The sequence below is a fragment of the Paraliobacillus ryukyuensis genome (assembly GCF_003315295.1).
Classification (GTDB): Bacteria; Bacillota; Bacilli; order Bacillales; family Amphibacillaceae; genus Paraliobacillus; species Paraliobacillus ryukyuensis.
On record NZ_QNRI01000009.1, the window covers coordinates 1 to 26,808 of the forward strand.

Annotated in this window: 26 protein-coding genes, 2 pseudogenes and 2 riboswitches; of the genes and pseudogenes, 6 read left to right on the forward strand and 22 right to left on the reverse strand. The window is 36.2% G+C overall.

The window, feature by feature from the left end; all coding sequences use genetic code 11:
• On the reverse strand, positions 1-369 hold a 369-nt coding region (locus DES48_RS11935), incomplete at its 3' end, for a T7SS effector LXG polymorphic toxin (protein WP_147232409.1).
• A 364-nt stretch (positions 370-733) separates the two neighbouring features.
• Here DES48_RS11935 and DES48_RS11940 point away from each other — a divergent pair.
• Together DES48_RS11940 and DES48_RS11945 are read left to right on the forward strand one after the other, a co-directional pair.
• Positions 734-1,510 (forward strand): serine/threonine protein kinase, encoded by a 777-nt coding sequence (locus DES48_RS11940; RefSeq protein ID WP_170126212.1) that lies wholly within the window; start codon positions 734-736, stop codon positions 1,508-1,510.
• Between the two features lie 183 nt (positions 1,511-1,693).
• On the forward strand, positions 1,694-2,248 hold the full coding sequence (locus DES48_RS11945) for a restriction endonuclease (protein WP_113869495.1): 555 nt from the start codon (positions 1,694-1,696) through the stop codon (positions 2,246-2,248).
• Positions 2,249-2,364: 116 nt separating this feature from the next.
• Here DES48_RS11945 and DES48_RS11950 read toward each other — a convergent pair whose 3' ends face one another.
• Positions 2,365-2,913 carry a cysteine hydrolase family protein gene (locus DES48_RS11950; protein ID WP_113869497.1) on the reverse strand — a complete coding sequence of 183 codons (549 nt, stop codon included), beginning with the start codon at positions 2,911-2,913 and terminating at the stop codon, positions 2,365-2,367.
• A 121-nt stretch (positions 2,914-3,034) separates the two neighbouring features.
• Between DES48_RS11950 and DES48_RS11955 the strand changes: the two genes are divergently transcribed.
• Complete coding sequence (locus DES48_RS11955; protein ID WP_113869499.1) at positions 3,035-3,481, forward strand: Lrp/AsnC family transcriptional regulator; 447 nt, start codon at positions 3,035-3,037, stop codon at positions 3,479-3,481.
• 350 nt (positions 3,482-3,831) lie between these two features.
• Here the strand turns inward: DES48_RS11955 and DES48_RS11960 are convergent, their stop codons facing one another.
• Complete coding sequence (locus tag DES48_RS11960) at positions 3,832-4,998, reverse strand: MFS transporter (RefSeq protein ID WP_113869501.1); 1,167 nt, start codon at positions 4,996-4,998, stop codon at positions 3,832-3,834.
• Positions 4,999-5,050: 52 nt separating this feature from the next.
• A riboswitch (purine riboswitch) is annotated at positions 5,051-5,149 on the reverse strand.
• A gap of 108 nt (positions 5,150-5,257) precedes the next feature.
• On the reverse strand, positions 5,258-5,476 hold the full coding sequence (locus DES48_RS11965) for a hypothetical protein (RefSeq protein ID WP_113869503.1): 219 nt from the start codon (positions 5,474-5,476) through the stop codon (positions 5,258-5,260).
• Positions 5,477-5,768: 292 nt separating this feature from the next.
• Between DES48_RS11965 and DES48_RS11970 the strand changes: the two genes are divergently transcribed.
• A complete protein-coding gene (locus DES48_RS11970; RefSeq protein ID WP_113869505.1) occupies positions 5,769-6,617 on the forward strand; it encodes a hypothetical protein in 849 nt (282 codons plus the stop codon).
• A 368-nt stretch (positions 6,618-6,985) separates the two neighbouring features.
• Here DES48_RS11970 and DES48_RS11975 read toward each other — a convergent pair.
• The 12 genes and pseudogenes from DES48_RS11975 to DES48_RS12030 all read right to left on the reverse strand — a co-directional run.
• Positions 6,986-7,390: pseudogene (locus DES48_RS11975) on the reverse strand (recombinase family protein); the annotation flags it as partial.
• Positions 7,391-9,253: 1,863 nt separating this feature from the next.
• The gene (locus DES48_RS11985; protein WP_113869507.1) at positions 9,254-9,556 is read right to left on the reverse strand and encodes a hypothetical protein; all 303 of its coding nucleotides are present in this window, start codon (positions 9,554-9,556) and stop codon (positions 9,254-9,256) included.
• A 2-nt stretch (positions 9,557-9,558) separates the two neighbouring features.
• Positions 9,559-10,164, reverse strand: coding sequence for a hypothetical protein (locus DES48_RS11990; RefSeq protein WP_113869509.1), 606 nt, complete (start codon positions 10,162-10,164; stop codon positions 9,559-9,561).
• A gap of 69 nt (positions 10,165-10,233) precedes the next feature.
• Entirely contained in the window at positions 10,234-12,306 is a 2,073-nt protein-coding gene (locus tag DES48_RS11995; protein WP_113869511.1) for a pectate lyase family protein, read from the reverse strand.
• Between the two features lie 203 nt (positions 12,307-12,509).
• Positions 12,510-12,597: riboswitch (cyclic di-GMP riboswitch) on the reverse strand.
• A gap of 383 nt (positions 12,598-12,980) precedes the next feature.
• Positions 12,981-13,103, reverse strand: a complete 123-nt coding sequence (locus tag DES48_RS16415) for a hypothetical protein (RefSeq protein ID WP_281269246.1) — start codon at positions 13,101-13,103, stop codon at positions 12,981-12,983.
• A 186-nt stretch (positions 13,104-13,289) separates the two neighbouring features.
• Positions 13,290-14,306, reverse strand: a complete 1,017-nt coding sequence (locus DES48_RS12000) for an oxidoreductase (protein WP_113869513.1) — start codon at positions 14,304-14,306, stop codon at positions 13,290-13,292.
• Between the two features lie 141 nt (positions 14,307-14,447).
• Positions 14,448-15,359: a PTS system mannose/fructose/sorbose family transporter subunit IID gene (locus DES48_RS12005; protein ID WP_079710243.1), complete on the reverse strand. Its 912-nt coding sequence runs from the start codon at positions 15,357-15,359 to the stop codon at positions 14,448-14,450.
• Positions 15,360-15,377: 18 nt separating this feature from the next.
• Positions 15,378-15,941: pseudogene (locus DES48_RS12010) on the reverse strand (PTS sugar transporter subunit IIC); the annotation flags it as partial.
• 37 nt (positions 15,942-15,978) lie between these two features.
• The gene (locus DES48_RS12015) at positions 15,979-16,500 is read right to left on the reverse strand and encodes a hypothetical protein (protein ID WP_079707878.1); all 522 of its coding nucleotides are present in this window, start codon (positions 16,498-16,500) and stop codon (positions 15,979-15,981) included.
• A gap of 112 nt (positions 16,501-16,612) precedes the next feature.
• The gene (locus tag DES48_RS12020; protein ID WP_113869515.1) at positions 16,613-17,407 is read right to left on the reverse strand and encodes an ABC transporter ATP-binding protein; all 795 of its coding nucleotides are present in this window, start codon (positions 17,405-17,407) and stop codon (positions 16,613-16,615) included.
• Positions 17,407-18,399 (reverse strand): ABC transporter permease, encoded by a 993-nt coding sequence (locus DES48_RS12025; protein ID WP_113869517.1) that lies wholly within the window; start codon positions 18,397-18,399, stop codon positions 17,407-17,409. Before DES48_RS12025 ends, DES48_RS12020 begins: the two co-directional genes overlap by 1 nt.
• A 152-nt stretch (positions 18,400-18,551) precedes the next feature.
• A complete protein-coding gene (locus DES48_RS12030; RefSeq protein ID WP_113869519.1) occupies positions 18,552-19,565 on the reverse strand; it encodes an ABC transporter substrate-binding protein in 1,014 nt (337 codons plus the stop codon).
• 210 nt (positions 19,566-19,775) lie between these two features.
• Here DES48_RS12030 and DES48_RS12035 point away from each other — a divergent pair, with 210 nt between their 5' ends.
• The gene (locus DES48_RS12035; RefSeq protein ID WP_113869521.1) at positions 19,776-20,891 is read left to right on the forward strand and encodes an NAD(P)/FAD-dependent oxidoreductase; all 1,116 of its coding nucleotides are present in this window, start codon (positions 19,776-19,778) and stop codon (positions 20,889-20,891) included.
• Positions 20,892-20,966: 75 nt separating this feature from the next.
• Here DES48_RS12035 and DES48_RS12040 read toward each other — a convergent pair whose 3' ends face one another.
• Both DES48_RS12040 and DES48_RS12045 read right to left on the reverse strand, forming a co-directional pair.
• Positions 20,967-21,218, reverse strand: a complete 252-nt coding sequence (locus DES48_RS12040; RefSeq protein ID WP_425451888.1) for a YkvA family protein — start codon at positions 21,216-21,218, stop codon at positions 20,967-20,969.
• Positions 21,219-21,333: 115 nt separating this feature from the next.
• Positions 21,334-21,621, reverse strand: a complete 288-nt coding sequence (locus DES48_RS12045; RefSeq protein WP_147232410.1) for a hypothetical protein — start codon at positions 21,619-21,621, stop codon at positions 21,334-21,336.
• 474 nt (positions 21,622-22,095) lie between these two features.
• Here DES48_RS12045 and DES48_RS12055 point away from each other — a divergent pair, with 474 nt between their 5' ends.
• On the forward strand, positions 22,096-22,779 hold the full coding sequence (locus DES48_RS12055; protein ID WP_211318493.1) for a hypothetical protein: 684 nt from the start codon (positions 22,096-22,098) through the stop codon (positions 22,777-22,779).
• Positions 22,780-22,952: 173 nt separating this feature from the next.
• On the opposite strand, the gene DES48_RS12060 is transcribed toward DES48_RS12055, so the two are convergent.
• The 4 genes from DES48_RS12060 to DES48_RS12075 form a co-directional block, all read right to left on the reverse strand.
• The gene (locus DES48_RS12060; protein WP_113869527.1) at positions 22,953-23,228 is read right to left on the reverse strand and encodes a hypothetical protein; all 276 of its coding nucleotides are present in this window, start codon (positions 23,226-23,228) and stop codon (positions 22,953-22,955) included.
• 139 nt (positions 23,229-23,367) lie between these two features.
• Positions 23,368-23,766: a hypothetical protein gene (locus DES48_RS12065; RefSeq protein WP_147232411.1), complete on the reverse strand. Its 399-nt coding sequence runs from the start codon at positions 23,764-23,766 to the stop codon at positions 23,368-23,370.
• Positions 23,767-23,912: 146 nt separating this feature from the next.
• The gene (ilvD, locus tag DES48_RS12070) at positions 23,913-25,595 is read right to left on the reverse strand and encodes a dihydroxy-acid dehydratase (protein WP_079707888.1); all 1,683 of its coding nucleotides are present in this window, start codon (positions 25,593-25,595) and stop codon (positions 23,913-23,915) included.
• A gap of 140 nt (positions 25,596-25,735) precedes the next feature.
• On the reverse strand, positions 25,736-26,731 hold the full coding sequence (locus DES48_RS12075) for an NAD(P)/FAD-dependent oxidoreductase (RefSeq protein WP_113869531.1): 996 nt from the start codon (positions 26,729-26,731) through the stop codon (positions 25,736-25,738).
• Positions 26,732-26,808: the final 77 nt, after the last annotated feature.

Here is a 26,808-nt window from a genome sequence, read left to right on the forward strand (position 1 = left end):
TTTGTCCGCTAGTTGCTTCAACGCGTCATGTCGGTCTTCTATCATTTCTTTTTCGTCTTCTATGTAACCAGTCTCAATTACCGCGTGAGGATCTGCATCAATTTCTTCTTGAAAATCACGGACATGTTTGGTTATGTTGCCTTCTAGTTCACTAAATACTCCTTGAAAAGCAGTTAATAATATTCGATGCATCACCTCGAAATACGCTTTGGCATCGTCTGCTGCTTGGCCTTGGAAGGAATCCATCTGTTTGATTTGATCAATGGCTCCTTTTACGTCGGCTAATTGCTCATGTAGCGTTGCTCTCAACGCTTTTATATCTTCCTTAAAAGCAAGTACCTCCGCCATATCTACTTTGTAATTCGGCATGGGTCACCTCCAAAAACCTCATTTGTCAAATACCCATCTATAAATGGAAGTAATTACTAACTACCTTACCCTAACTAACGATGGACTTCAATTATATAAGTGGATAATAAGTCTATTTAACTACAACCGATATAGATAGAAGTCACTAGGTATAAACTCTATACCATCTTTACGACTAAACGAATTAAAAATATGTTTATACAAGATAGTCTGGAGGAAGCATATGCCGTGCCTTGGTAAACCCTTAAACCATATAAACACTCTAGTATTATGTTGTGAGCTAATTCTGGTTATTTGCTATAATACAACCAAACGAAAAAACAAAGAGGTGCGTATGGAAATAATACACGGGCTGATCAAGAAAATGCGCCAAACAATCATGGACCATCACTATCGCATTGGCGAGAAACTAGCGGGGCGATATATCATTAAAAAATTACTGCAAAACGGCAGTTATGGCATCATCTACTTATGCTGGGATTTGGAAGCAAACCAAAAGTGCGTGGTCAAACAAATGCGCAAAAGCAAGCAGAAAGAAAGCGAGGAAAATTATATAGAAGAAACCACCATACTAGCGCAACTCGATCATCCCGCTATTCCAAAACTGATTGAAACATTCGAGTATCAAGCAAATCACTTTTTTGCTATGGAATTTATCGAAGGGAAAAATATAGAAGATGCATTATTTGCATCCAAACATAAATACAGTGAAAAGGAATGCGTAGAACTGACTAAAAAACTCATCACGATCGTCTGCTATATCCATAACAATGGCGTCATCCATGGCGACCTCCGAATTCCTAATGTACTGTTACATAATGGCGAACTATTTGTGATCGATTTTGGCTTAGCACACAATTTACATGCAGATGAAATGGCAAAAGTCCACCAAACCCAACTCCACCAAGAAGATTTTTTTGACATTGGTGAATTTCTGCTATTCTTGTTGTATTCTTCTTATCAAGGCGAAACAAAAAAGAATCGAGCCTGGACTGAAGAGTTACACTTGCATCCCAAGACAACAGCAATGCTTAAGCGATTACTTCAAATTAATACACCATATGAACAGTGCGAACCGATTTTGGCAGATGTAGACGAAGTGCTTAGGGATATGGCAGAGGATAATAGTGCTGCTAAATGATAGGAAGTCAAACATTGTTCATTATGGCATATTGCAACTGCGTGAAGCCCATCTAATCAAATAGTAAAAGAGCCTTCCGAACGGTTAATTAAGTTGATTTTTGTAAAATACGGCAAATAACAGTGCGTATTTTGCTTTAATTAAAAAGTCTTATAAACTATTAATAGATAGGAGTATAGTGCTATGGATTTAGGTTTTTTTGAAGGCTTTAAAATGGGGTTAGATTTACTTTGGTCTATGTTAACAGCTGAACCCTTATTAACCTTAGGAATTATTATATTTTTTGGTGGATGTCTCTTATTTGCATTTATCATTCAATTGCTTAACGAACATAAATTAAGGCAGTCTGGTATTTCAGATGTAGATAAAATGACAGGTAGAAAATTCGAGGAATATCTTCATGCCTTATTAAAAACAAAAGGATACTATGTACAGTTGACACCAGCGAGCGGAGACTATGGTGCAGACCTTATTTTATCAACAAAAGGGAAAAAAATTATTGTACAAGCTAAAAGATATAAGAAAAATGTAGGTGTGAAAGCTGTGCAAGAAGTAGCTTCCGCTAAAAGCCACTATAAAGCAGATGAATGTTGGGTTATCACTAATTCATTTTTTACCGAACAAGCTAAAAAACTGGCATCATCCAACAAGGTTGTACTGATTGATCGCAAACAGCTAATAGGCTGGATGCTCCAGGAAAACAAGAGCCAAAAAGAAATCAATAAAACAGCTATTTAACCACTATAGTATTTACAATCCTATAATAATAGACACCTTCACTTAATAGGTGTCTATTATTACAGGCACTTTTTAAAGAATAGAACGTTACTTGCAGTTATCTACGAAGATGAAAATTACTTCCTCACAAACTCCTCTGCCGATACTACCTCAGCATACACACCCGCAAGTGCACCAATAAACGCCTCATGCACTTGCTGAGCTGGAACTGTTTTCTCTCGATACGCTAAATCCCTGGTCGTACAAGCATCATCAATTAGCGTTACTTCAAACCCAAGCTCTGTTGCTGCTCTAACTGTAGCATCAATACACATATGCGTCATCATTCCCGCAATCACTAGTTTCATAACACCTTTTCCTTCTAACTTACCTGCTAAATCGGTGTTGAAAAAGCTGTTTGGGGTATGTTTAATAATGATTTCTTCTTCACCTTCCGGGAGCACGACGGCATTAATGTTCACTCCCTCTGTATTTGGAAGGAAGAAGCCTTTCTCTTCCTCTGTAGCAATATGTTGCACATGAAAAATGGTATCTTTATGGTGCTGTCGAAACCAGGCAAGAACCTTAGCTGCTTGATGTGCAGTTTGTACTGGACGATCCAATTCCATCTTTCCATTTGGAAAATAATCATTTTGAATATCAATCAATAGTAAAGCAGTGTTCATTTTTTTCACCTCTTAAAAGTATTTAAGCTTGTAGTATAATGATAAATAATACATCAATTTTAATCGATGCTTTGGTGAAACACTTTTCACACAAACCATTTCATCGTGAAAGGAATTAAATATGGAACTTGATCCTATCGATGTGCAAATCCTGCAGATACTATCCAAAAACGCACGCATCCAGTGGAAAGACTTAGGCAAGCGGATTCATATGACCGGGCAAGCAGTAGGAAATCGCATAAAAAAACTTGAGGATAATGGCATCATCACATCCTATACTTTGTTGCTTGATGAAATGAAATTAGGGCTCTCCTTTACCGCGTTTGTGATTATGTATATGAATTCAGCTAATCACCAACCATTTATACGTTTTATTAATGAACGCAAAGAAATCATTGAAGTACACCGCATATCAGGAAAAGGTTGCTACCACTTAATGATCAAAATCACTTCCCAAGAAGAACTAAACCATTTGCTCAACCAATTGCTAAAACATGGTAATTATAATTTGAATTTATCCATACACCAGGTAAAAAAACAGCACCCGTTAACTGCATACAACAAGTAAAAAACTCCAATCGACGGGAGAAACTTTCTCTCCCCTCAATTGGAGTTTATTTAACTGCTACTACCAAAACGCCCACGTTTACGATAACGATCTGAGCCATGAAACGGATAACGTCCGTGGCGGCCGCTACTGCTGCTGCCATAATATTTGCGCTTTTTTCCACTGCTGGAATCGTAATGACGATGATATCTCGATCGTCGCTCGCTACTGCTACTACCAGAAAGACTTCTTAGGAACTTCTTAAACATGGAGCTCCCTCCTTTGGTTTATATACGATTCATTTTTAACAAGGTTTCATGCTTTTACTTTGATTAAAATTACCCCTTTACTACCGTATTGAAACCTAATGACTAATGACCGGATACCGTAGTAACTGTTCCTTTTCTTGTTAATGAAAAAACGGCACATGCTAACGAGACAAGAACAAGTACGCCACCAAACCACGCGATATGAGAAACCGAACCAGTTTGATTTAAGACAACACCACCAAATGCCGATCCAATTGAAATCCCTACTTGCAACGCAGAATTGTTAAAACTTTGGTTAATATCCGCTGTCGCTGGATCTGTTTCAATCAAATAGCTCTGTTGCGGAGGAGCTAAACTCCAGCTCAGCGCTGCCCAGATCATCATTATTGGGATGAATAATACAAGAGAAAATGTGGTTACAGGCAATAAGAATAAGACAACAGCAAACAAAATGATCACCGTCAAAATACTCTTATGGGTTCCAATTGAATCGGACAGCGCACCACCAAATGCCCCACCACTAACCGCAGCAATCCCAAACAATAAATAAATAATACTAATCCACGTCGAATTCATCTGTAACTCTGTTTCCAAAAATGGCGTAAAGTACGCATATAGCGTGTAATGACCTGCTAACATAAACATTGTTGCAAGATGTGCCCCACCTAATTTTAAGCTGGCTACTGCTTTTAATTGTTTCGAAAGCGGAATCGCACTTTCACCAGGGATACGCTCTAAAAAGATTGAAATCAAGATAATCGAACCGATCGATAACACGGCAATCCCAAGAAAAATCACCCGCCAACCAAATGTATCGGAAACTAAAATACCAAGTGGCACTCCCATGACAAGCGACGAACTAATCCCCATATAGATTAGACCAAGTGCTTTCGCTCGATGCGCTGGTGCAACCACTTTCGCAGCAATCGTTAACGATAACACAACAATCAACGCCGTACTCATCGCCGTCAATACTCTAGCAATCATCATAAAGGTAAAGTTTGGACTGAAGTAGGTGATAATATTCCCGATAAAAAAAATAAACAACGCAGCAAGATACAACTTTTTCCTCTCCACTTTGCTCGTTACAACTAATAACACAGGGCCTGAAATAGCATATATAAGTGCAAAAATCGTAATCAACTGCCCAGCAGAACTTAACGAAATATTTAAATCATCCGCAACCGTCGGAAGAATTCCTCCAATAATTAACTCCACAAGGCCCACCGCAATCGTGGATAATGCCAATATAAAAACTTTAATATTCATACTCTGTCTTACATCCTTTCCAATAAAAAATAAAAAAATCCTGATTACAAAAAATGAACAGTTCATTTTCTGTAATCAGGATTTTAAGGTTCCTGGTAGAGACCCCCAAGCCATATTCTGAGGTTATACAGGTGATAATATTTTCTTTTTTACACACTTGAATAAGTTTACTAGCTTTCAAATGATTAATCAAGTGTTTGTTTGGAAAAAGAAGGTTGCATTGCAGACAGTATGAATCGGCTACACTTAGTTGGATAAATTAATTAAGGTCAGTTAGACATAGGTCAAATACAAACCAATGATCACTTGTTATCGCCATACTGTAACCTGCTGCTTTTGCCTCTTTAATTGTCTCATAACCATTAAATTCTGAGAAATGTTCATCAACTGGTTGAGTTGTGGTTTCATCTACTACTGGTTTATCAGCGATCATCGCGTCCATTTCCTTTTCTTTTGGAGTAGTTTTTTCTTCTGTCAATGCATCTTCTACGTTGGTACAAACAACAAAGATTGCTTTAATATTAAAATTAAATCTTTTATTTTCTTTTTCATGTTTAACCTCTCATGCTGAAGTATTTTCGGTAGATTTATAGCCTAATCTTAATATCGAACAACCTAAGCTAACTTTAAATAGCTTGTTTTTCAAAATGCTAGTGATAGTTGATTTCCTTAAATTAAATAAAAAACCGTTCCTATATTTCCAAAAACTATCGAAATTAGTATATGATAGACAATTAGTTGACATTAATAATCTGATAAGTGGTGAAATAATGAAACAATGGACGAAAACGATGATATGGGCTTTTTTTATTCTTTACATTTTAACAGGATGCGCCTCAAAAGAATTGCGCGAATTTAAAAATGATAAGGATAACCAAAGGGAAATAGCAGAGGAAATTGTTCGGATTGGGAAGGAAAAATACAATATTGAATTAACCATCGATCCAGATGAGTTGGAGTACAATTTTAATATGGGATTTCCTTCCATAAGGGAGGACAGTCTTCTTATGCCAGTCAAGACGACGGGGGAGCCTGTTTATTCTTTCGATGCAAAAATAGAGTTAGATAATCAAGGTGATGATCCTATTAAAATCAAGGATTTCGATTTAGAACGTTCTTACGATGGTCTAGACGGATTAGGCGAATACTTAATTCATCATATCTATATAGAAAGATATGCGGAAACATTAACTGAATTGGTAGCTTATGATGACAGAATAACTATTACTAACATTGATATAAATGCACTTACCTCTTATCATTTCGATGATCAAAAGGAAAAGGAGCGGTTAATAAAAAAAATAATTGAAGATTACAATAGCGGACATTTCACCAATCCGGAAATGTTCGATATCTTATATGACCGCTATGTTCCAAAATGGGATAGCGCTAAACAAGAGGCATATTTACCGAGTATCAGGATTAGTATAACGGGGACTCTTTATGAAGGAGAAAAATTTGACAAAGTAACTATGAAAAAAGCCAGCGCTTTTCTTAAAAATAAAATTATTCAGAACAAAAAATTTCCGCCGGCCCAATATTTCATTCACGCAAGCAATACGTTGGAAAACACTGCTGAAGAGGAAAACTACCTTATACTTGTTAGAAAGACAGAATAACATCCCTACTGTAATCATTTAACTGTAAAAAAAAGATACCTTCATCTTTTTTTAAAGCGTGTAGAGCCCGATTCCCCTGTTTGCTTTTTGTTCCTTGCCTTCCCCACAAGAAACAAAGTAAACAGGCGCAATACCCGCATCAGGAACAATACGGCATGCGCAGTCGTCTTATCAATTTAACTAACTCTTCATATTATTTGATAAAATGGAGTTATAGCTTTCATTTACAGATTAATAAACTAAAAAATTTTCGCCTTCTTTAGAAGAAATGGCTCATTTACTTTCTACTTAAAAATAGAAATTGCTAAATACATTCTTTAATTATATAACAAACTAATCTACCTTTAACAACTAAACATTCTTTCATCTAACTCCATTAATCCATTGACCAAAAAGTCGTTTGGGTCTTTCTTATGGATACTGTAAAATGGCTGTTCAATGCTTTTAATGTCACAGCCGTATTTCTTTAGTTCTCGTTGAATCAGTACCTTGACAATATCTGACCGCCATAATCGGCTTGAATTGAGCACCACCACATAATCAATTTGGACAGACGAAAGGTGAGCCAACATCTCCTGTAAGCCTATCCTATCTATTTCCAATGCCTCTTCATTCAGTTTTGCGCCACTAATTCCTTCGTCTCTGAAAATATGTATCAAGTTCAACTTATTTCCTTCACAATATGCCTGGATTTCATCTTCTTGATATTTCAAGCTATATCCATCTCTTGCCTGCCCTTGAGTGGAGACTCGTATATACCCAACAACGTTCAACTTTTCACCCTCCCGTTACGAAAATTAAAATTTATGTAACGCTTTTTAAACGAATAGCGAGTATTATACGACCGTCTCTATTAAAAATACAACCCAATTTTTGTTTGCCTGATGCTAAACTAGTAACCTTCTTACGTAACCTACCTTTTATCGCCAAGAGCTTTGTCATTCTCGTTAGTTTTTTAGCCATTCCCTGTCTTAACTACCCCTGCCATATAAAATGTCATCTCGCCTAATTATCGTACTTTTCTTACTATCCAAGTATTAAAACGATACTCCTTGATGGTACAACCATCATGAGCTTTCGATTTTCAATTAAATCATTTTCTCCGACAAAATAACATTGGAATCTGGATTCAGTCGTGACGTGCGCAACATAGGTCACTTTGGTACAGGGGATTTAGAGATTACCATAGCAACAGATGCAGATGTAGAAAAAGCTAAACAATATATTAATTGGAGTTATGATAATAGCTAGACTATTTTAATTCCTCTTATTATAGTAATACTTATATTATATTTTTTAGTAAATATTTAGACTAACTTCAGATATTAATTGTAAAATTTTACTTTTTATTGTATTGTGAATTAATGGAAGGGCGCTTAACAGTTTTAAGTGTCTTCCCGAAGAGCAGACAGACTCTGTACAGGGCTCAGGGGGGAATCCCTTCCCTAATCTTTTTATTTAAAATCCTATTTTTTAACTTGTGTGTGTTGCATTCTTCCACTTCTATAGCCCCTTTGCACAACAAATTTTTTTATAAAAGTTCCATTGCCTCAGAATTCTTTTATTAGAAACTTCAATTCTATTGTTTTCATATGCAATATAACTACAAAAAATAGTATACATCTCGATTTACATAAAAGATTCGGTAATTTCAATTTATTAACAGATAGGTTGCCTATTGGTGCAGATTTAGTTTTTAGTCACCCACCTTACTGGGATATTATAAAATATTCAGGATCGGATTATGTATGGGGGAAAGGACCAATAAACATGACCAATCTCATATTTCAAACTTTGATTCTTTTATTGACAAGTTAAACCTGATTAATAAAAGAGTATTAAAGAGTATTAAACAAAGGGGAGACACGCCATCTTAATTGGATAAATTAGAAATAATGATAAATATTACTATATTAGCAAAGGCATGGATTAGCACGGAAGATTAGACGCACACTTAATTAAGGTTCAACATAATACTAACAGTGGAAGGAAGAGTTATTCAAATAATAACTTTATACCCATTTCTCATGAACACTTGCTAATTTTAAAAAAACAGAACAATTTTTTATTATAAAAAGGACACCCTTACTATAAAATAAAGGTGTCATGTATCTTATACTGCGATTACTTCCTGCCTTTTAAAGAACTTGAGTGGCTTATTCAATAAATTTTAGTTTAATTATTTTAATAACCAACAAATAAATATTTTTCTACATCATTCTTATTTTATCCTACTTTAACTTTTTGGTTACCAAACGAATATTTGTGATTTACAGGTATAACATCTACGTTTTGTTTGTATTTGGATAAGATTTCAAGCATTTCTGATTTAGTAGTTAAAGAATTAGAAAAATATGATACTAACAAAATACTTTCTTTGTGTCTCTTGAATAATTTATCAAAAGCATCATTCCTTGAATGAAAAGGTGTCGGATAAATTTTTTAGTTTTAGTATTCTCTTGAATTTCTACATCTTCCCACTCCTTGGCTAATCATTCTACAAAATGATATCTACGAACATCATCATTATCTGAATAGGGACTATAATAATGTGGATAAATATATACTAAATCAGCTTTTTTCCTATTAGTCATAGCATCACCGCATCCGGAATCCATTTATTTACATAAGTGAACCTAAGGTCTTATGTTAAAATGTTTTTGAGAAATCTCTATCTTATTTCCATCTTTATTTATTGTAGTTAATAAATGAACAGTTGTTTCTCTTCTATCACTATTATCAATAATATAAATTTCTAGTAGATTTGCTCCCACAAACAAGTATTTTTCTAGTTCTAATACATATTTATAAGTTTCGTTATTCTTATCCAACAAAATTTTCTTATTGTTATCTTTATTATCTTTTAAAATAAAGTTTTCTTCCGAAAATGTAGTTTCATAGACTTCAATAAAACTTTTCCTTAGGTCTCTTTCCTCCAACTCTATATTAGTTTTTTTATTAGGATATTTTTACTTTCTATTTTTACTTTTACAGTTGGTTTTTTATAATTAACAAGAGATAGCTCTAAAGGTATATGATTAGTATCTTTTATTTTCACATCCACCGCCTGTGTCCCTTTAATAGAAAGAGTAGTTACAGAAAAACTTACAATAACAACCAAAACAATAAGATATAGAATAACTGCAATTGTTTGAAATTTATTAGCAATTTTAGGATATATCTTTGAATCTTGAAATATCCTTTTTACTTTATTTTTCAGTGTATTCTCTATAATAAAAATATATATTAAAGCTAAGACTAACCCTATCACAAAGAGGATTAGCATATTTATTAATTTAATCTGTGTAAATAATTTAAATAACAAAATTAACATAGCTGCAATTAAAGTGAATATCATTAGTAGTTTTAGTACATCAAAAATAGACCTAAATGCTTTATCAGCTTTCTTTATAGCTTTTTCTCTCAACTGATAATTCGGATTATATTTGTATAGATCTATGACTCCCCTAAATAAATACCAAGTACCACCCAATAATGTAAATGTGATTAAAAGCCTTGAAGTTCTGTCAGTTCCTTTATTATCCATATTATCCCTTTTCTTTTTAAATTTAATTTGAATTTTGTATATAATTTTAATTATGCCAACTGCTTCTTCCTATTCCAATGCCATATAATACAAATTCGTCACATCATCTTTCGTAATCACATGTTCACCTGGCGCTAATGTAACAACAGTAGTATAATCCTGAATTGGGTAACTTGTTCCATCTATCTTAATCCCTCGTCCATCTTTCGTATTAAACACTAGCGTTAACGTTTTGTTTTCTTTCGTAGTAAAGGCTATTCTAGTTGAAGATTCTATCTTTAAAGCTTTTGTTAGTGTTAGATTACCAAAATAAACAGTTCCTTTACTATCTGATAGATTTCCCTCAATGCTAAAGAAATCGCTCAATTTTCCATCTGTCGTGAAATTATGTGAGTAACCTCCTGTTATCGGTTCGGTTGGTTCAGGATCGGGTTGTGTGGGTTCAGTTGGTGTTTCAACGGAATTACCTCCAACAGCAACTAGACCTGTTTCATAATCTTTTATTTTTTCCATCAAATCTTTGTTGATTTTGTACGATTCATCATCAATGCCATCATTAAATTCCCAGGTGAAATCTCCACCATTAAGGCGTCCTGCTTCTGCTGTAACAATTTCCTCAACATCATCGACATTATCAATCTCAGATGCATTGACACCTAAGTCTACTTTCGTATCAAAGTTATTGTAGGCTGTTCCACCTACGCTTGTTTCATACGTATTTGGCACTGTTTCGTTTCTTGAAGATGCTAAGTAGGCATCAAAAGATGTAGCATTCGATTCATCTGTTCCTGCATCGGAATTAGCGTAGATTAAACTTTTCGCATCAACAATTTTATTATTGTACGCTTTAATCATACCGCCATCTTCATCAGAGAATGTACCACTACCTAATGCGTCTGTACCTTGTAATGAACTCATCATTGGGTATTTGGCGTGTCTAAAATAATTGGACTCTACAAAAGCTGAACTTGCTGTTGTGGCGCCGACACCATATTTTGAAATGCCATCAAAAAAGTTATTATACACATGTACAGATGCTAATCGTATGCGTGGATGGCGTGAGTCGGAGTGATCAAACCAATTATGATGAAAGGTGACAAAGAACTCATCTGTTTCTTTCAAACCAGTTAATGAAGCTTTTCCGGAATCCCAGTAATGATTATAGGATACGGTGAGGTAGGTGGATCCTTTCTTTAAATCGATGGAGCCGTCACCTTTTGCTTGGTCGGTATCAGAACCCGCTGTTCCATAGAGAAGATCGTTATGGTGTACCCACACGTTGACATTACCAGTATCAAGTGAAATAGCATCATCAGGGAATAGTGCGACACCAATGTTTCTAATTTCTAGATTACCAGTATAGCGCGCCAGTATTCCCCAGCCATAGGCGTAGGTGTCTTCACCAATACCTTCTAGTGTAATGTTCATTTCGGCATAATCGGAGTTCCCTTTAATCTGAAGATAGCCGTTGCTATTCAATTGACCATCCATATCTTCAGCCGTAATCTTTCCGATCAATCTGATTGCAAGTGGGGTTTTATCATATCCTTTTTGTCTTAATGAAAGGATTTCACCTATACCTACGCCCGTCTTCACCTTACCTGAGCTGCTGGTGACTACATCAAGCTTAACTGTTTGGGCATTCTCTGGCGTTACATAGATGACTTGCGCGTCCTCTTGTAGTGTTCCATCTTCATTATATGCACCAGAAGCTGTGCCATATTTAGAGTCCTTGGCAAAAGCAAAACCAGTTCGATCATGTGCTTTTACTCTAAGTGTGCCAGAAACCGCGCTTACTTTAGATCCATCTGCTAGCAGCGCATCGATCTTCAACACATAGTCTCCAGCAGTAAGTCCTACCGCATCCGCTCGCCAAAATGATTGATATTTACGAATTAATTCATTGTCTATTTGTTGATACTGCGACTCTGGTGCGCTTACTGGTTTCACATAAACATTATATCCCTCTGCATGCTCGATTGATGGCCATTCTACATATGCCGTTTCAAATCCGCCACCGCTTTCGGATACAGTAAAACTAGACGCCTGAACAGGCTGATTGCTAAACCCGACTACTACTAAAAATAGCAAGCTAGTATACCATAAAATCTGACTTAACCCCTTTGTTATTAACTTTTTCATTCATTTCCCTCCAATATTTTTGAACATAAGATATACATCCAGTCTTCTGCACACTTGATTTCTGCACAACTACTTATAAGTTCACCTCACTTCTTATTTTCAAAAATATGGATGGTTTAGATAAATAAAAAACCTAATGAGTTGTCCTCACTAGGCTGCATGACAAGTGAATGTAAGCTATATATATAACTAATTTTTGTTCTTAATGCAACCCGACGATCTTAGTAAATAACTTTACCTTAGACTCGTGGCTTTGCGTCCCAATTTTCAATTGATTTGCCTTATTATTATTTAACCATCCATAATTTACCTTATATTAATCTATTCATTTACTCAATACGTATTTATGGACTAACTTCGGGTGGGTAATCCCCACCACTTTTATTTTTATCTATCTTATCCAGTTAGAAACTGTCCATCCGGCATCCGAAATCTTGTTAGAATATAAAAAACACACCCCAAAAAGCGAGTGTGTTTGTACTACTTCACATCAAAAATGAAATATATTATAATTATTCATCACTTGTTCGATCGATATTTATTTGTTTACGAAACTTAGAGTTATATATTATTAATACTACTAGATAAACAATAAATGCAGCCAGCAAATAGTTTAAACTTATACTGCCATGTATTAAATACCACACTATTTCCCCAACTACATCGGATAATACCTAACTCACAAGTATATTAAGTTTTTCATCAGGAATAAAACGCCTAAAGACTGCTCGAAAAATTTTATAAAATGCAGTCATAAGTAATACTGCTCGTGACAAAGTTCCTAAGATCTCCGCCATTATGCTTTCCCCCTCGCCTTTTTCAACGTCGTAAATTTTAACATAAAATACTATTTATATCTTTATGAATTGGTAAATTTAAGTAACAAACGCTATTAAAAAGGGGAGATTAGTTTAGATTATTTCCACTCCAACATTTAGGCTAAGTCCAAATAGGGGGTACCATTTTGTTACTGCTCTATCACTTTACTTCAAATTTGCTACCCCGGTCTCCAACATTTCCAGTTGCAACACCGTCTCTTCATCGGTAATCGTCTTGTCTTTCCGGTTCACAACCGCTTCATATAAATCATCATATACGCGCCCATAATCACCGTTCACCGTGGGAACAGTTTCTTCATGAAACGTACCGGCCTCATCTACATACGTAAGTACCCCGTAATGTTCCAAGTGATCGACACCAAAATCATCGTTATCTGGCATGTAGAATACTTTTAAATGCTCTTCTTGACGGTCTTTCGTTGCTTTGACAAAACTTCCTTTGTTGCCATGCACGATAAAACTTGGTCTGCCTTTCACACGGAAATAACTAGATTTAACCGATACTTTAATCCCACCGTAATACAAGTCTAAATCAAAATAATCATTCATTCTGCCTTCGCCTAATAATTGACGCACATCATAATGGACATGATCCGGCTTACCAAAGTAGCTAATCACTTGGTCTAAGGTATGGCAACCATGCTCATATAAAAAGGAAGCTGCCGGATCGAAAGTATGCACTCCTTCAGGAACATACGGACGATAATAATCGAAGTGCATTTCCATTTCTAGCACGTCGCCAATCTTTCCTTCTTCAATCACTTTTTGCACAGTTAGAAAATCGCTATCAAATCGTCTATTTTGATAGGCTTGCACAACTAAGCCTTTTTCTTTGGCTAATGCAAAAATTTCTTTCGCTTGTTCAGAAGTTTCCATAAATGGTTTTTCGACTAAGCAATGCTTGTTATGGGCTAATACTTGTTTTGCATATGTAAAGTGGCTATCGTATTTTGTGCAAATGACGATAAGTTGAATCTCATCATCCTGTAATAATTCCTCTAAATCTGATGTATAGTGGACGCCTGCAATGTGATCCCATTGATCGCGTTCTGGACTTCTTCGATAAATCGTTTTTACCTTAATATTTTCTCGTTGTAGTACGAATGGTAGATGATATCTGTTCGTGCTTTTTCCATTTCCAATATAACCGATTGTTAACATAATGACCTCCTAGATGTACGTATTTTAGAATTCTTCTATTTCATTGTATAGAAAAAGTACCTCCTTATGGATAAGTGTATCATAGTAGGAGGTACTTCTCTATTAGGCTTGAGACCAAGCCCTACATTGCATGATGATGGATTACATTAAGCCGATTACGTGGAAGATGATACCTACCACGAATAAGCCAAGAATCATCACAATTGGTGAAACTTTCTTATTCAATAACCACATACAAAGAAGCGTTAGTAGCAAGCCAGCTAAACCTGGGATTAAGCTATCTAAGTTATCCTGTAAGGTGGTGACATCATATTGAGTGAGCGATCGACCGTTCGCTTGTTGCTGGAGGGCGGTTTTTATTCCTTCTGCCCCAGATGGCAAGCTATCCCAATCAATATATGCACCTTCATCCAGTTCTACTTTCGAAACGGTTGGCGTAAAGCTTACCGATACCCACCTGTTAACGAGCGACCCGAGGATAAACATACCGAGTATCGAGGCGCCTTTGGTAATGTCTTGTAGAATTCCACCTGATAAGTCTTCGGTAATTTTTGAACCAGCTTTGTAACCAAGTTCTTGTGTATACCACATGAATCCCATACGGATAAGGTTCCATAAAACAAAATAAAGAATTGGTCCCAAGATATTACCACTTAATGCAAGTGATGCTGCTAGGGCACCAATAATTGGTTTAATGGTAAACCAGAAAACAGGATCACCAATACCAGCCAATGGACCCATCATACCAACTTTAACCCCTTGGACAGCCTTATCATCAACTGGAGCACCATTAGAACGTTCTTCTTCCAGTGCTAAGGTTACACCAAGAATTGGGGAAGCTACATAAGGGTGTGTATTAAAAAACTCTAAGTGACGTTGCAATGCCGCTGCACGATCTTCTTTTGACTTATATAAACGTTTGATCGCTGGGATCATCGAGAATGCCCAACCGCCGTTTTGCATACGTTCATAGTTCCAAGAACCTTGAATAAACGTTGAGCGCCACCAAATAGCAATTCGGTCTCTTTTTGTTAATTTCATTTCTTGTGCCATTGTTATGTCCTCCTCCTTTTAATAGTCTTCGATAATATCGCCTAGCGGGTCACCAGTGTTTCCATTACCGCCGCCTTTACCACCGGAACCGCCACCTAGTTTAGATAGCGTGATATAGATAAGGGCTAATGCCACACCGATACCACCTAGGCCTACAAGGGTAAGTGATGGAATTGTCGCTAAAACGAAACCAATCGCAAAGAATGGCCATACTTCTTTTGTTGCCATCATGTTAATAACCATTGCAAAACCTACGGCTACAACCATGCCACCGCCGACTGCGATACCATCGGTTAACCAAGAAGGCATTGCTTCAAGTAAGTCACGAACCGGACCTGCCCCAATTGCAAGGATTAACCCTGCAGGGATCGCAATACGTAAACCTTGTAAGATAATTGCAATAATGTGCCAAAATTCAATTGCTCGAATATTCCCATCTTTCGCTGCAGCATCCATGAAGTGTACTAATGCAGTTGCAATTGTACGAACAAGAATAGTTAATAATAGACCTGCTACTGCAAGAGGAACTGCAATCGCAATCGCTGAATCAACACCCGCTTGCCCTTGGCCGCTTAAAACTAAAAAACAGTTTCAAAAATTTCATCTGCGCAACTAATTTTTATACAATCTTTATTACGAATCCTTTAGCAATTACTCCTAAAAATTCGTCTCCATTACTTCGCCATCCTAAAGTTACCAACACTCGCTTGGTCCCTGATCCATGAATGGATAGCGTGTTATCGTAGCTCGTCTTCGTTTTTATTCGAACACCTTTACTTTTTTCTTCATATACCGTATAAGATATTTTTTCAGGTTGCTCCCCTTTTATATTTAAAACGATTGGTTCGTTTGCTGTAACCTTTGTCACTTGTAAATTTTCCGTTGCATCTTTAATATTTCTTGGATAAATAATAGCTGCCGATTCCTTACTACAGTTGTTAACTACCCAACATTCAGAAATTAACTTGGAAGTAATATTTTTGCCAGCGATAGTAAATGAAACATCTTCGTTTGATATAGGATACGTTTCATTGGAACGAGGATTCGAAGTAAATTCTGTACTTTGTTCTTCTACTTCGTCATTTTGACATCCTCCTAAAATAGTTAGTATCAATACAGCAAAAATAACTTTTTTAACCACGCTATAACTCCTTTCAAATGTACAACTATCCTATCTCTAAAACGTTTTACCTATTTTCACACATTTAAAACTTACATTAAAAAAGCACTAGCCTACAGCTAGTGCATTCTTATCATCCTAAAATCGCTCGATCATTATCCATTTGTGTACCGCGAATGCGTTGAAATTCTTGTAATAGCTTTTCAACCGTTAATGCAGCTTTTTCTTCCCCTGCCACATCTAGAATAATTTGACCTTTATCCATCATAATCAAACGATTTCCAAGATCTAACGCTTGTTGCATATTATGTGTAACCATCAGCGTGGTTAAATGAAATTTTTCAACCATTTCATCCGTGATTTTTGTAATTAACTCTGCTCGTGATGGGTCTAGTGCTGCAGTATGTTCATCTAACAACAGAATGTTTGGTTCGGTAAAAGTCGCCATTAGTAGAGATAGTGCTTGTCTTTCTCCCCCTGAAAGCAGCCCCACTTTTGCTGTTAAACGATCTTCTAAACCTAAGTGCAAGGTAGACAAATACGATTGAAATAGTTCTCTACGTTTCTTGTTCACTCCAGGTCTTAGTGTCCTTTTTTTATTTCTAGCATACGCCATCGCTAAGTTCTCTTCAATCGTCATCGATGGAGCCGACCCTGCCATTGGATCTTGAAACACACGGCCAATAAATTTTGAGCGTTTGAATTCTGGGATCATCGTTAAGTTATTCTGATTAATAAACACATCGCCAACATCAGGAATAAGGCTACCAGAGATCACATTCATTAAGGTGGATTTTCCAGCGCCATTACTTCCAATCACTGTGACAAAATCGCCTTTGTTCAAGGTTAAATTGATGCCTTGTAGTGCTTTCTTTTCATCTGGTGTGCCTTCATTAAAGGTAAGGGATATTTCTTGAATATCTAACATTACGATGCCTCCCCATTCAATCGATTTTGCAATTCTGCACGTTTTCGCCGTTTTCTCTTTGCTTCTTTTTGGCCAGAGATTAATTTTGGTATCACTAAGGCTAAAATAACTAATACTGACGTAATCAATTTCATATCACCCGTGTCTAAGAAATCGGCCTGTCGCAAAGCAATCGTTACAACAATTCGATAAACAATTGCTCCACCAATCACCGCTAAGGTCACACGCATAATAGATTTTGTTCCAATTAATGCTTCACCAATAATCACCGATGCGAGACCAATAACAATCATGCCAATTCCCATCCCAACATCAGCAAAGCCACCATATTGTGCATAAAGTGCTCCAGATAAAGCAACCAGTGCATTCGAAAGTCCTAATCCCATAATTTTTAACGTATCTGTATTAGCAGAGAAGCTACGAATCATCTTCTCATTATCACCTGTCGCACGTAAAGCTAAGCCAACCTCTGTTTTTAAATAAAAATCAGTTAATAATTTAATAAGTCCTGTCACAATGATCATTACAAATAAAACCCCCCATGTTCCAGGAGTATTCTCCAATCCCATGGATGTAAGCATTCCATTCAATACATCATCGATACCTAATGCAGACCAAAAGCTGCGTATTTGTGTAAAAATTGTATCCTCATTTAATAACGCTAAATTCGGTTGCCCCATAATACGTAAATTAATCGAATAAAGTGCTGTCATCATTAAAATACCAGATAATAGCGGGTTAATTTTACCCTTAGTATTTAAAATCCCTGTAATACTTCCCGCGATAAAACCAGCTACGACTGCAAGTAAGGTGGCTATAACAGTAGGTACATCATTAACAATAGCAATTGCCGCCACACCAGCACCAGTTACAAAACTGCCATCTACAGTCAAATCAGGAAAATCTAATACACGAAACGATAAGTAGACTCCTAATGCCATAATCGCATATATAATGCCAGATTCAACTGCTTGAAAAATTGGTACAAACATACTTCTTCTCCCCTTCTCCATGCTCAAAGTGACTGTTCAAAAGAAACTACAATTAAGTTGAACAATTCTATAAAAAGAAAACCGACTACTACACCAGATGGATTAAGAGTCGGCTTATCTTTCCATTTTGTCACATCTTTTAACGTTTTTCTCTATTCTTTTACTGTTTCTTTGAACTGCGCTTCTTCATCCCACGCATCATTCCAGTCGACCCCTTGTTCTTGTGCAGCACCTTTATTAATAAAGAGTTGCATTTCTTGTGGGTATTCTACTGGAATATCCGCTGTTGTTTTTTCACCAGTTAAGATATCCGCAGCCATTTCTCCAGCCCGATGACCAATTGTTTGGTAATCAATGCCGTATGTTGCAAACCCACCACGCTCTAGCGAATCAGGTTCCCCGACAATCAATGGAATATCTTGTTCGTTTGCTATTCCAACAACGCTTTCTAACGCAGAAACAACCGTATTGTCCGTAATGATATAAATAACATCCGCTGCTCCAACTAAGGTCGAGGCAGATTGCTGTACTTCAGCTGTCGTCGATACTGTACGTTCTTCTAAACTTAAACTCGTACCGTCCATCGCTTCTTTTACTGTATCAATTTGTGCCACGGAATTCTGCTCACCTGCATTATAAATTACTCCTACTGTTGCACCCTCAAAGTTCCTATCAATAAAATCCACGGTATTCGTGATAGCATCTGGGTGCAAGTCCATGACGCCAGTAATATTCTCACCAGGCTGCTCCATTGATTCTACTAAACCTGAACCTACTGCATCTGTTACGGAAGTAAATACAATTGGGATATCTTTTGTCGCTTGCAATGCCGCCTGTGCACTTGGCGTCGCATTAGCGAAGATTAAATCTACCCCATCAGAAACAAAATTTTGTGCGATGGGCAACGTATTGTTCTGATCTGCTTGTGCCGTTTGGAAATCATATTCCACGTTCAACCCTTCTTCTTCAAGAGCCGCTTGAAACCCTTCATACGCTGCATCTAAGGATGGATGTTCCACAAATTGTGTTACCCCAATCGTATACGTTTCTTCTCCATTCTCAGATTCAGAGGTACTAGCATTGTCGTCCGCTTGATCATTTCCACATGCTGTAATAAAAAGAATCGTAACCATAGCAATTAAACTTAAAAATAGCTTTTTATTCATTTGTTTTATGCCCCCTTCTATTATTTATCTGTTTACAATTTTCAGAATTTATGCGCATTATTATATCACATATTTATAGGCGAAGGTACATTTTTATTCATAATTTTATTACCTTTTTATGACACTTTAAGCATGTTTTCGCCAAACTTGCGATTCGGGATTTTTTTATGCAGACTAGAAAGGAAGATTAGATAAAGGAGTATAACATTTATGACAACGCATTATCTTATTATAGGTTCAGGTATATTAGGGGCTTCTACTGCTTATCATTTAGCCAAAAAAGGAGTACCTGTTACCATTATCGATAAAAAACATGATGGGCAAGCAACGGATGCAGCTGCAGGTATTGTCTGCCCTTGGTTATCACAACGGCGAAATAAACGATGGTATTACTTAGCAAAAGAAGGGGCTAAATACTATCCTTCTTTGATTGAGCAATTAGCAGAAGATGGTGAAGAAGATACTGGTTATAAGCGTGTTGGTGCCATTAGTATTCGGCAAGAAGAAGAGAAACTAGATAGAATGATGGAAAGGGCGATGAAACGTAGAAAAGATGCCCCAGAAATTGGCGAGCTAACAAAATTAACGCCAGAAGAAACCAAAGCATTATTTCCAGCTATACAGGAGGACTATCGTGCCATTCATGTAAGTGGAGCGGCAAGAGTAAATGGTAGAAAACTACGAGATGCGTTATTGCGTGCCGCCAAAAAACATGGTGCAAAATTGGTAAGGGGTGAGGCACGATTAGAAGCAAAAGGGGAGGCAGTTCATGTATACTGCAACAATGAGCACATCCCTGCTGATCGAATTATTATTACAGCAGGTGTCTGGGCAAAGCAATTGCTCTCCTCATTAGGAATTGATTTTTTAGTTGAATCACAAAAAGCACAAATCATGCACATGCAATTGCCTGATCAAGATACCAGTACATGGCCAGTTGTCATGCCTCCAAGTGACCACTATTTAGTAGCATATGATGATCATCGTGTCATTGCTGGCGCAACCCATGAAAATAATTTAGGGTTTGATCAACGCGTGACTGCCATCGGGTTACAAGAGATTTTAAATAAAGCATTAGCGATTGCACCTGGGTTGGCGCAAAGTACTATAATGGAAACAAGAGTGGGCTTTCGTCCAAGTACACCTGGATTTCTGCCAGTAATCGGAGCTATTCCTGGTTTTAATAATTTGTTTACAGCTAACGGGCTTGGTTCTTCTGGACTTACAACCGGACCATTTTTAGGACAACAATTAGCGCACTTAGCTTTAGGTGAGGAGCTACTTCTTGATCCGACTGATTACCCGGTAGAGGATGCGATTAATTAATTTTTATCGAGGGCTTCTCAAATACTGAAGCCCTTTTTAAAAGTTAGTAACAAACGCTTCATAGAATTTATTGGGTTAATTTTTTAATTTACTATCAATATCAGAGGTATCTACATTTTCACCAAATAATTTTTTTAATTTACCTTTGGCTTGTATTTCAATTCCATCATCGACATATAGCGCTACTTGAAATAAAGCAAATATTACAGCACTTAAGTCATCGGTATAACCTACACCCACTGCAAGATCAGGTATAATATCTAAAGGCAAAATAAAGTAACCTAAAGCACCAACGATGATGGCTTTTAAAACAATGGGTTCAATCAACCGGCTATATATTATATAATTAGAAATAATCAACCACTTCGCAGGAGATTGTTATGAAAATCAAAGTAGCACTAATTTTATTAGCCCCTCTTTATATTTTACTTTGTATATTTGATTATATATTTATAAACTCATTTGACTGGAAAGCAAATATATTTGAATCTATATTTGTAATGGCACTCATTATGTTGTTTGATATTATCGAATCAAAATTAAAATAAAAGTTTTCGATTTTCCAGCTACACTGAGCAACGTCAATAGTCAACTCAGCAGCTAAATCATTAACCCCGCCTTTGACAGCTGTTTTACCTGTAATCTTCAGTAAAGATTTAGCTTCTTTTCTCCACTCTCCGTTCTTCAGCTCTTGATATAAAGAAGATATTGTAGTTGCATCCTGCTTCAATCTTTTTTGTTCTTGCAGATGATTCAGTACTTGCATTAAATTTTTAAGTTGTTTTTTTAACCCTCTTGTATGCGTACATACATACAAGAATTAAAAAATAGAAGAACAATACAGAAAGAAAATAATACATCAAATCAAATTGAATTTTCCGTATCTCACCTGAAGTAAATAATAGAAGCTTATTAGGAATCTCCCCAAACTCTCTGTACCACATGAAATGAAATGGAAATCCTATTGCATATTCAGCAATTCCATAATTGCTTATTTTTTTAAAAGGAACAACAACAACATATAAAACAGGGATTAATGTACTGATAAGTAAGATTTTTTTATTAATTTTCAAAATAAATCACCCTTTTTTTAATTTGAATAACAACATTCACAATCATATTATTACATAAATTGGAAATAATTGTTTTTTTTTATTTATTTAGTGTTATTATTAAATAGATTTAAAAAATAGGAGGGGTATCAGTGAAAAGGTCTTTTATCAAATCATTAACTATTCTTTTTACGGCCGTACTAGTTGTATTCAGCACTACTAGCATTACTTCCTTAGCGAAAACTGACACGGAGAGCATTTCAAATGAATTGAACGAATTAGAAAAATCAAACACATTAGATTTCGAGTTAGTACCTTCTGAAGAAATCAGCCATTTAAACGAAGATGAAATCATCAAGTTTGATACAGTTGAAGAATTTGAAAAATTTGTGAAAGAAATGAACGAAACTGAAGTAACTTTATTTGAAGAAACAATAGATTTATCATCTACAAATAGTAAAACCACTAATCAAGTTGGTATGATGAGCACCAAAAATGGATCACACACTATAAATTGGTGGGCTCCTTTCTCTGGTTATGGCATGACCGGACTAGCCTGTTGGAGAAATGTTTCTTTTAAATATAATTATAAAATAGTAAATGGAAAACCGCGATTTACAAAGGTTTCGAATATTAAATCTTATTATTCTGGAATACAAATAGGTGTTACTTGGAATCAAACTAGTACTTCTTACAATTTCACTAAAAAAAGAAGTACTAACGATAAGGCGGTAATCAAAGTTAACGGTTATAGTTTACTAGGTTTCGAAGTTAAAGGCTTTACAGTAGGTGCAAAAATCAATGATACTTGGAAAGCTAGTTTAACTTTAAAATAAAGCAACTTAAGCATAAACAATTTAAATGTGAGTGTAAACTAAACTGTGTAAGTTAAGAGAGCGTATGACTCTTGCTTACCAGTTTAGTCTTTTTATTATTAAATAGAAATATATGATATGGCCACATTCAAAATTGGTGAATGGTTATCAACCAACTACTCATCCATGATAAATTAGAGAGTAGATTTTAAAGTATATTTAAACTTACACACTTTTCTTGACAAGCCCAAAGATCTAGCTTTTTTAGAAAATCTTTGCACCTTTGTCCAAAATTTCCCCTCTGAAAAATGCACTATGTGTTTGCTAATATCTTCTTCATCAAATTCTTCTATTTCGTCTTTTAAATCAACAGCTAAATTCTCTTTAATTTCAATACTTTCTAATTCATCATTATTAGACGAGGATAATTGGTCTAGTTCTTCTTTCTTTTTAAATAGATTTTTTAACATTCAATCACTCTATAGATTGTTGATATATATTTTACACCCCTGTTATTCTTTAACATAACAGTCTGACATTACATTTTTTCTTACGTTTTTAACCGTAACATCCGTTCTATATGTTGTTTATCATTCACCAGTTCTTTTATTACGGAGCAAAACCATAAAAAGTCAAAACAAAAATAGCATAAGATATAAGGCTAACACCGATTAAAATTACTAACCACACAAAATACATCAACATACGCAACCATGTCCTGCCAAACAACATATTTTTAAGTTTAAAAAGCTTATATCCAATAATCAAGAATGTAGGGATAATATACAAATATGAAAAAGTACCAACCCATGTTCCAAGCTTATTAAAACCACCCTCTTTTGGAGCCTCAAATAAAGTATAAGCATTGGAAATATACATAATACCAGCCATAAAGATTATCGAGAGTAAAACAAAATAAATAAAGCCAGTAAACTTGAGCAATTTTCGTTCTGTTCTTAGAATAACAAACATACATACTAAAAAAATAAATATAGCAGCAACCTTCATGATATACATGCTGCACCTCCAGCACTAGACATTAAGATGACGATAAAAATCCCAATAAGATAGAAATCATCTTATTGGGATTATATCACACAAACACTTCCATACATGTTAAATATTATCTTAAAGGAGCGAACATTTTATCTGATTCATGAACTAAAATCATCTGTTACCGCACCTTTAGAAGAGCAGGAAACGTTATGTGCGTATTTACCTAAAATACCCTTCTTGTATAATGGCGGTGCAGTCCAGTTTTGTTTTCTCTGCTCTATCTCATCTTCAGAAACATCCATGAGAATTTCTTGAGAATCAGAGTCAATTGTCACTTGATCACCTTCTTTTAACAAAGCAATAGGGCCACCAACTTGAGCTTCTGGTGCAATGTGGCCAACAACTAGTCCATGCGTACCGCCAGAGAAACGTCCGTCTGTTAATAACGCTACTTTTTCACCAAGTCCTTTTCCGACCAAAATAGCAGAGATAGAAAGCATTTCTGGCATTCCTGGTCCACCTTTTGGACCCACATTTCGAATGACCAGTACATCTCCTTCGTTGATTTCATTTTTCATCACGGCGTTCGTCGCGTCTGTTTCATTATCAAATACACGAGCAGGACCCGTATGTCGTTTGACTTTGACTCCTGACACTTTCGCCACTGCTCCGCGTGGTGCTAAGTTTCCTTTTAAGATAACTAATGGACCATTTTCACGGTAAGGTTTTTCTAATGGTAAAATAATTTGTTGACCTTCGGCTAGATCTGGTGCATCTGCTAGATTTTCTGCGAGTGTCTTACCTGTTACAGTTAAACAATCGCCATGTAGATAACCATTTTCATGCAACATTTTCATGACAGCTGGTACGCCACCAACTTTATATAGATCTTCCATCACATATTTACCGCTTGGCTTCAAATCTGCTAAGTGCGGTACTTTTTTCTGGATACGATCAAAATCATCCATCGTCACGTCTACTTCAGCAGCATGTGCAATGGCAAGTAAGTGTAAAATTGCATTCGTTGAACCACCTAAAGCCATGACAACGGTAATCGCATTTTCAAATGCCTTTTTCGTTAAAATATCTTTTGGATAGATCCCTTTTTCTAATAATTGATAAGCTGCTTCCCCAGCTAAACGAGTATCCTCATATTTGTCTGGCGATTCAGCAGGGTGTGAAGAGCTACCTGGTAAACTCATTCCCAATGCCTCCACTGCAGATGCCATTGTATTAGCGGTGTACATACCGCCACAAGCGCCAGCACCCGGACAAGCATGACATTCAATTCCATGTAATTCTTCATCTGAAATCAAATTATTATTATGTTTTCCTACTCCTTCAAATACGGAAACAATATCTAATTTCTCACCATTTCGATAACCTGGCGCGATCGTTCCACCGTAAACAAAAACAGCAGGTACATCTGACCGTGCAATGGAGATCATACAACCGGGAATATTTTTATCACAACCACCAATTGCAACATAAGCATCTAAATTTTCTGCTCCAACTACAGTTTCAATGGAATCTGCGATCACATCACGACTTGGTAGCGAGTAACGCATCCCTTCCGTACCCATTGAAATACCGTCAGACACTGTAATCGTATTAAATATTAATGGAACACCCCCTGAATCTTTCGCACCCTGTTTTGCTTGTTCTGCTAAATCATGCAAATGAATGTTACAAGGTGTTACTTCGCTCCATGTACTTGCGACACCAATCATTGGTTTTTTAAAATCTTCATCTGTTACTCCAACTGCTCGCAGCATCGCACGATTTGGCGCTCGTTTTGGATCATCAAATACATTACTTTTAATTCTTAAATCTTTTGGCATTGCTCTCCCTCCAAACCTCTTTCTATTAACTATAATCTTTCCTGTCTTTCTTTTCAATATTTTTTATATTTTCAGAAAATATTTTTTCAAAAAAATGCTAGCCTTACGATTTCAAGCAAAACTAACACGCTTTTTTTGTTTTATTTATCCCTAAAGATCACTGTTGTATAAATTTGTGCGCTTGCTTTTGGATCAAGGTACTGCTTCGCACTATTCACTGCTGTCATTGCTTCGGAATACCCTGAGGCAATTAAATTCGTTTTTCCAGGATAGATAGCAGCATCTCCCGCAACAAACATCCCATCGACACATGTCGCCATGAGTGTATTGGTCGTTACACGGCCTTGTTCCGTCTGCATTCCCCAATCTTCAAACGGTGTTTGCTTCATGCTTATTCCTTGATAGACTAGCACATCATCGACCGCAAGCAGTTCTTGCTTGCCGGTGTGATCTGAAACCACTACTTCAACAACATTATTATTTTTTCTATTCACTTCTGTTAAAGTGATTTGTCTCTGTTCCTTTATGTTTTGCTGTTCAATTAACTTAAAATCATGGTCTTTTGCTTTTACATAGTTATCTTTTTCGTTAAATAAATACACGGTTTCAGCAATATCTTTTAATGCAGCAGCCCATTCCATGCCAGTTCGACTATTGGAAAAAATGACGACGCGCTTCCCACGATATTGTTCTAACTCTTCTAGTCGGTTACGTACATTTTCATCTTGTTTCAAATCAAATAGATCTGGTCCAACGATTGTAAACATACCATTGCCCGTAGCTAAAATAACTGTTCTAGAGAAGTGCGTTTTACCATTAGCTGTTGTAAGAAAAAAAGTGCCGTCCGCTTGTTTTTCAATATGGTCTACCCATTCATTTTGTATAATCATTGGATCAAACATCGTTGCTTGTTGAATCGTTTGATTAACAATCTCTTCTCCAGTAGCCCCTGGGATGGCACCAAGATCATAAACTTTTTTCTCTGGAAAGAATAACGACACTTTCCCTCCTAGAAACGGACTCGCTTCAATTAGTTTTGTTTTCATTTCTCGTAAACTACTATAAAAGGCCGTATACAGCCCTGTTGTTCCTCCGCCAATAATTGTTACATCAAACAGTTCATTTGCTTGGTTCATCTTCTCAACTCCTTTGGACAATTAAAATTATATAGTATGAGTAAAATTTATCGTTTAATGGTTTAAAAAAGTGAAAT

What these genes read in the sequence shown, in the direction of transcription:
- DES48_RS11990 (WP_113869509.1), bottom strand. Translation starts at nt 10,164, where the DNA reads ATGGATAATAAAGGAACTGACAGAACTTCAAGGCTTTTAATCACATTT.
- DES48_RS11940 (WP_170126212.1), top strand. Translation starts at nt 734, where the DNA reads ATGCGCCAAACAATCATGGACCATCACTATCGCATTGGCGAGAAACTA.
- DES48_RS11995 (WP_113869511.1), bottom strand. Translation starts at nt 12,306, where the DNA reads ATGAAAAAGTTAATAACAAAGGGGTTAAGTCAGATTTTATGGTATACT.
- DES48_RS12030 (WP_113869519.1), bottom strand. Translation starts at nt 19,565, where the DNA reads ATGAATAAAAAGCTATTTTTAAGTTTAATTGCTATGGTTACGATTCTT.
- DES48_RS12060 (WP_113869527.1), bottom strand. Translation starts at nt 23,228, where the DNA reads ATGTTAAAAAATCTATTTAAAAAGAAAGAAGAACTAGACCAATTATCC.
- DES48_RS16415 (WP_281269246.1), bottom strand. Translation starts at nt 13,103, where the DNA reads ATGGCGGAGATCTTAGGAACTTTGTCACGAGCAGTATTACTTATGACT.
- DES48_RS11960 (WP_113869501.1), bottom strand. Translation starts at nt 4,998, where the DNA reads ATGAATATTAAAGTTTTTATATTGGCATTATCCACGATTGCGGTGGGC.
- DES48_RS11970 (WP_113869505.1), top strand. Translation starts at nt 5,769, where the DNA reads ATGAAACAATGGACGAAAACGATGATATGGGCTTTTTTTATTCTTTAC.
- DES48_RS12020 (WP_113869515.1), bottom strand. Translation starts at nt 17,407, where the DNA reads ATGTTAGATATTCAAGAAATATCCCTTACCTTTAATGAAGGCACACCA.
- DES48_RS12005 (WP_079710243.1), bottom strand. Translation starts at nt 15,359, where the DNA reads ATGGCACAAGAAATGAAATTAACAAAAAGAGACCGAATTGCTATTTGG.
- DES48_RS12075 (WP_113869531.1), bottom strand. Translation starts at nt 26,731, where the DNA reads ATGAACCAAGCAAATGAACTGTTTGATGTAACAATTATTGGCGGAGGA.
- DES48_RS12025 (WP_113869517.1), bottom strand. Translation starts at nt 18,399, where the DNA reads ATGTTTGTACCAATTTTTCAAGCAGTTGAATCTGGCATTATATATGCG.
- DES48_RS12065 (WP_147232411.1), bottom strand. Translation starts at nt 23,766, where the DNA reads ATGAAGGTTGCTGCTATATTTATTTTTTTAGTATGTATGTTTGTTATT.
- DES48_RS11945 (WP_113869495.1), top strand. Translation starts at nt 1,694, where the DNA reads ATGGATTTAGGTTTTTTTGAAGGCTTTAAAATGGGGTTAGATTTACTT.
- DES48_RS12035 (WP_113869521.1), top strand. Translation starts at nt 19,776, where the DNA reads ATGACAACGCATTATCTTATTATAGGTTCAGGTATATTAGGGGCTTCT.
- DES48_RS11950 (WP_113869497.1), bottom strand. Translation starts at nt 2,913, where the DNA reads ATGAACACTGCTTTACTATTGATTGATATTCAAAATGATTATTTTCCA.
- ilvD (WP_079707888.1), bottom strand. Translation starts at nt 25,595, where the DNA reads ATGCCAAAAGATTTAAGAATTAAAAGTAATGTATTTGATGATCCAAAA.
- DES48_RS12000 (WP_113869513.1), bottom strand. Translation starts at nt 14,306, where the DNA reads ATGTTAACAATCGGTTATATTGGAAATGGAAAAAGCACGAACAGATAT.
- DES48_RS11955 (WP_113869499.1), top strand. Translation starts at nt 3,035, where the DNA reads ATGGAACTTGATCCTATCGATGTGCAAATCCTGCAGATACTATCCAAA.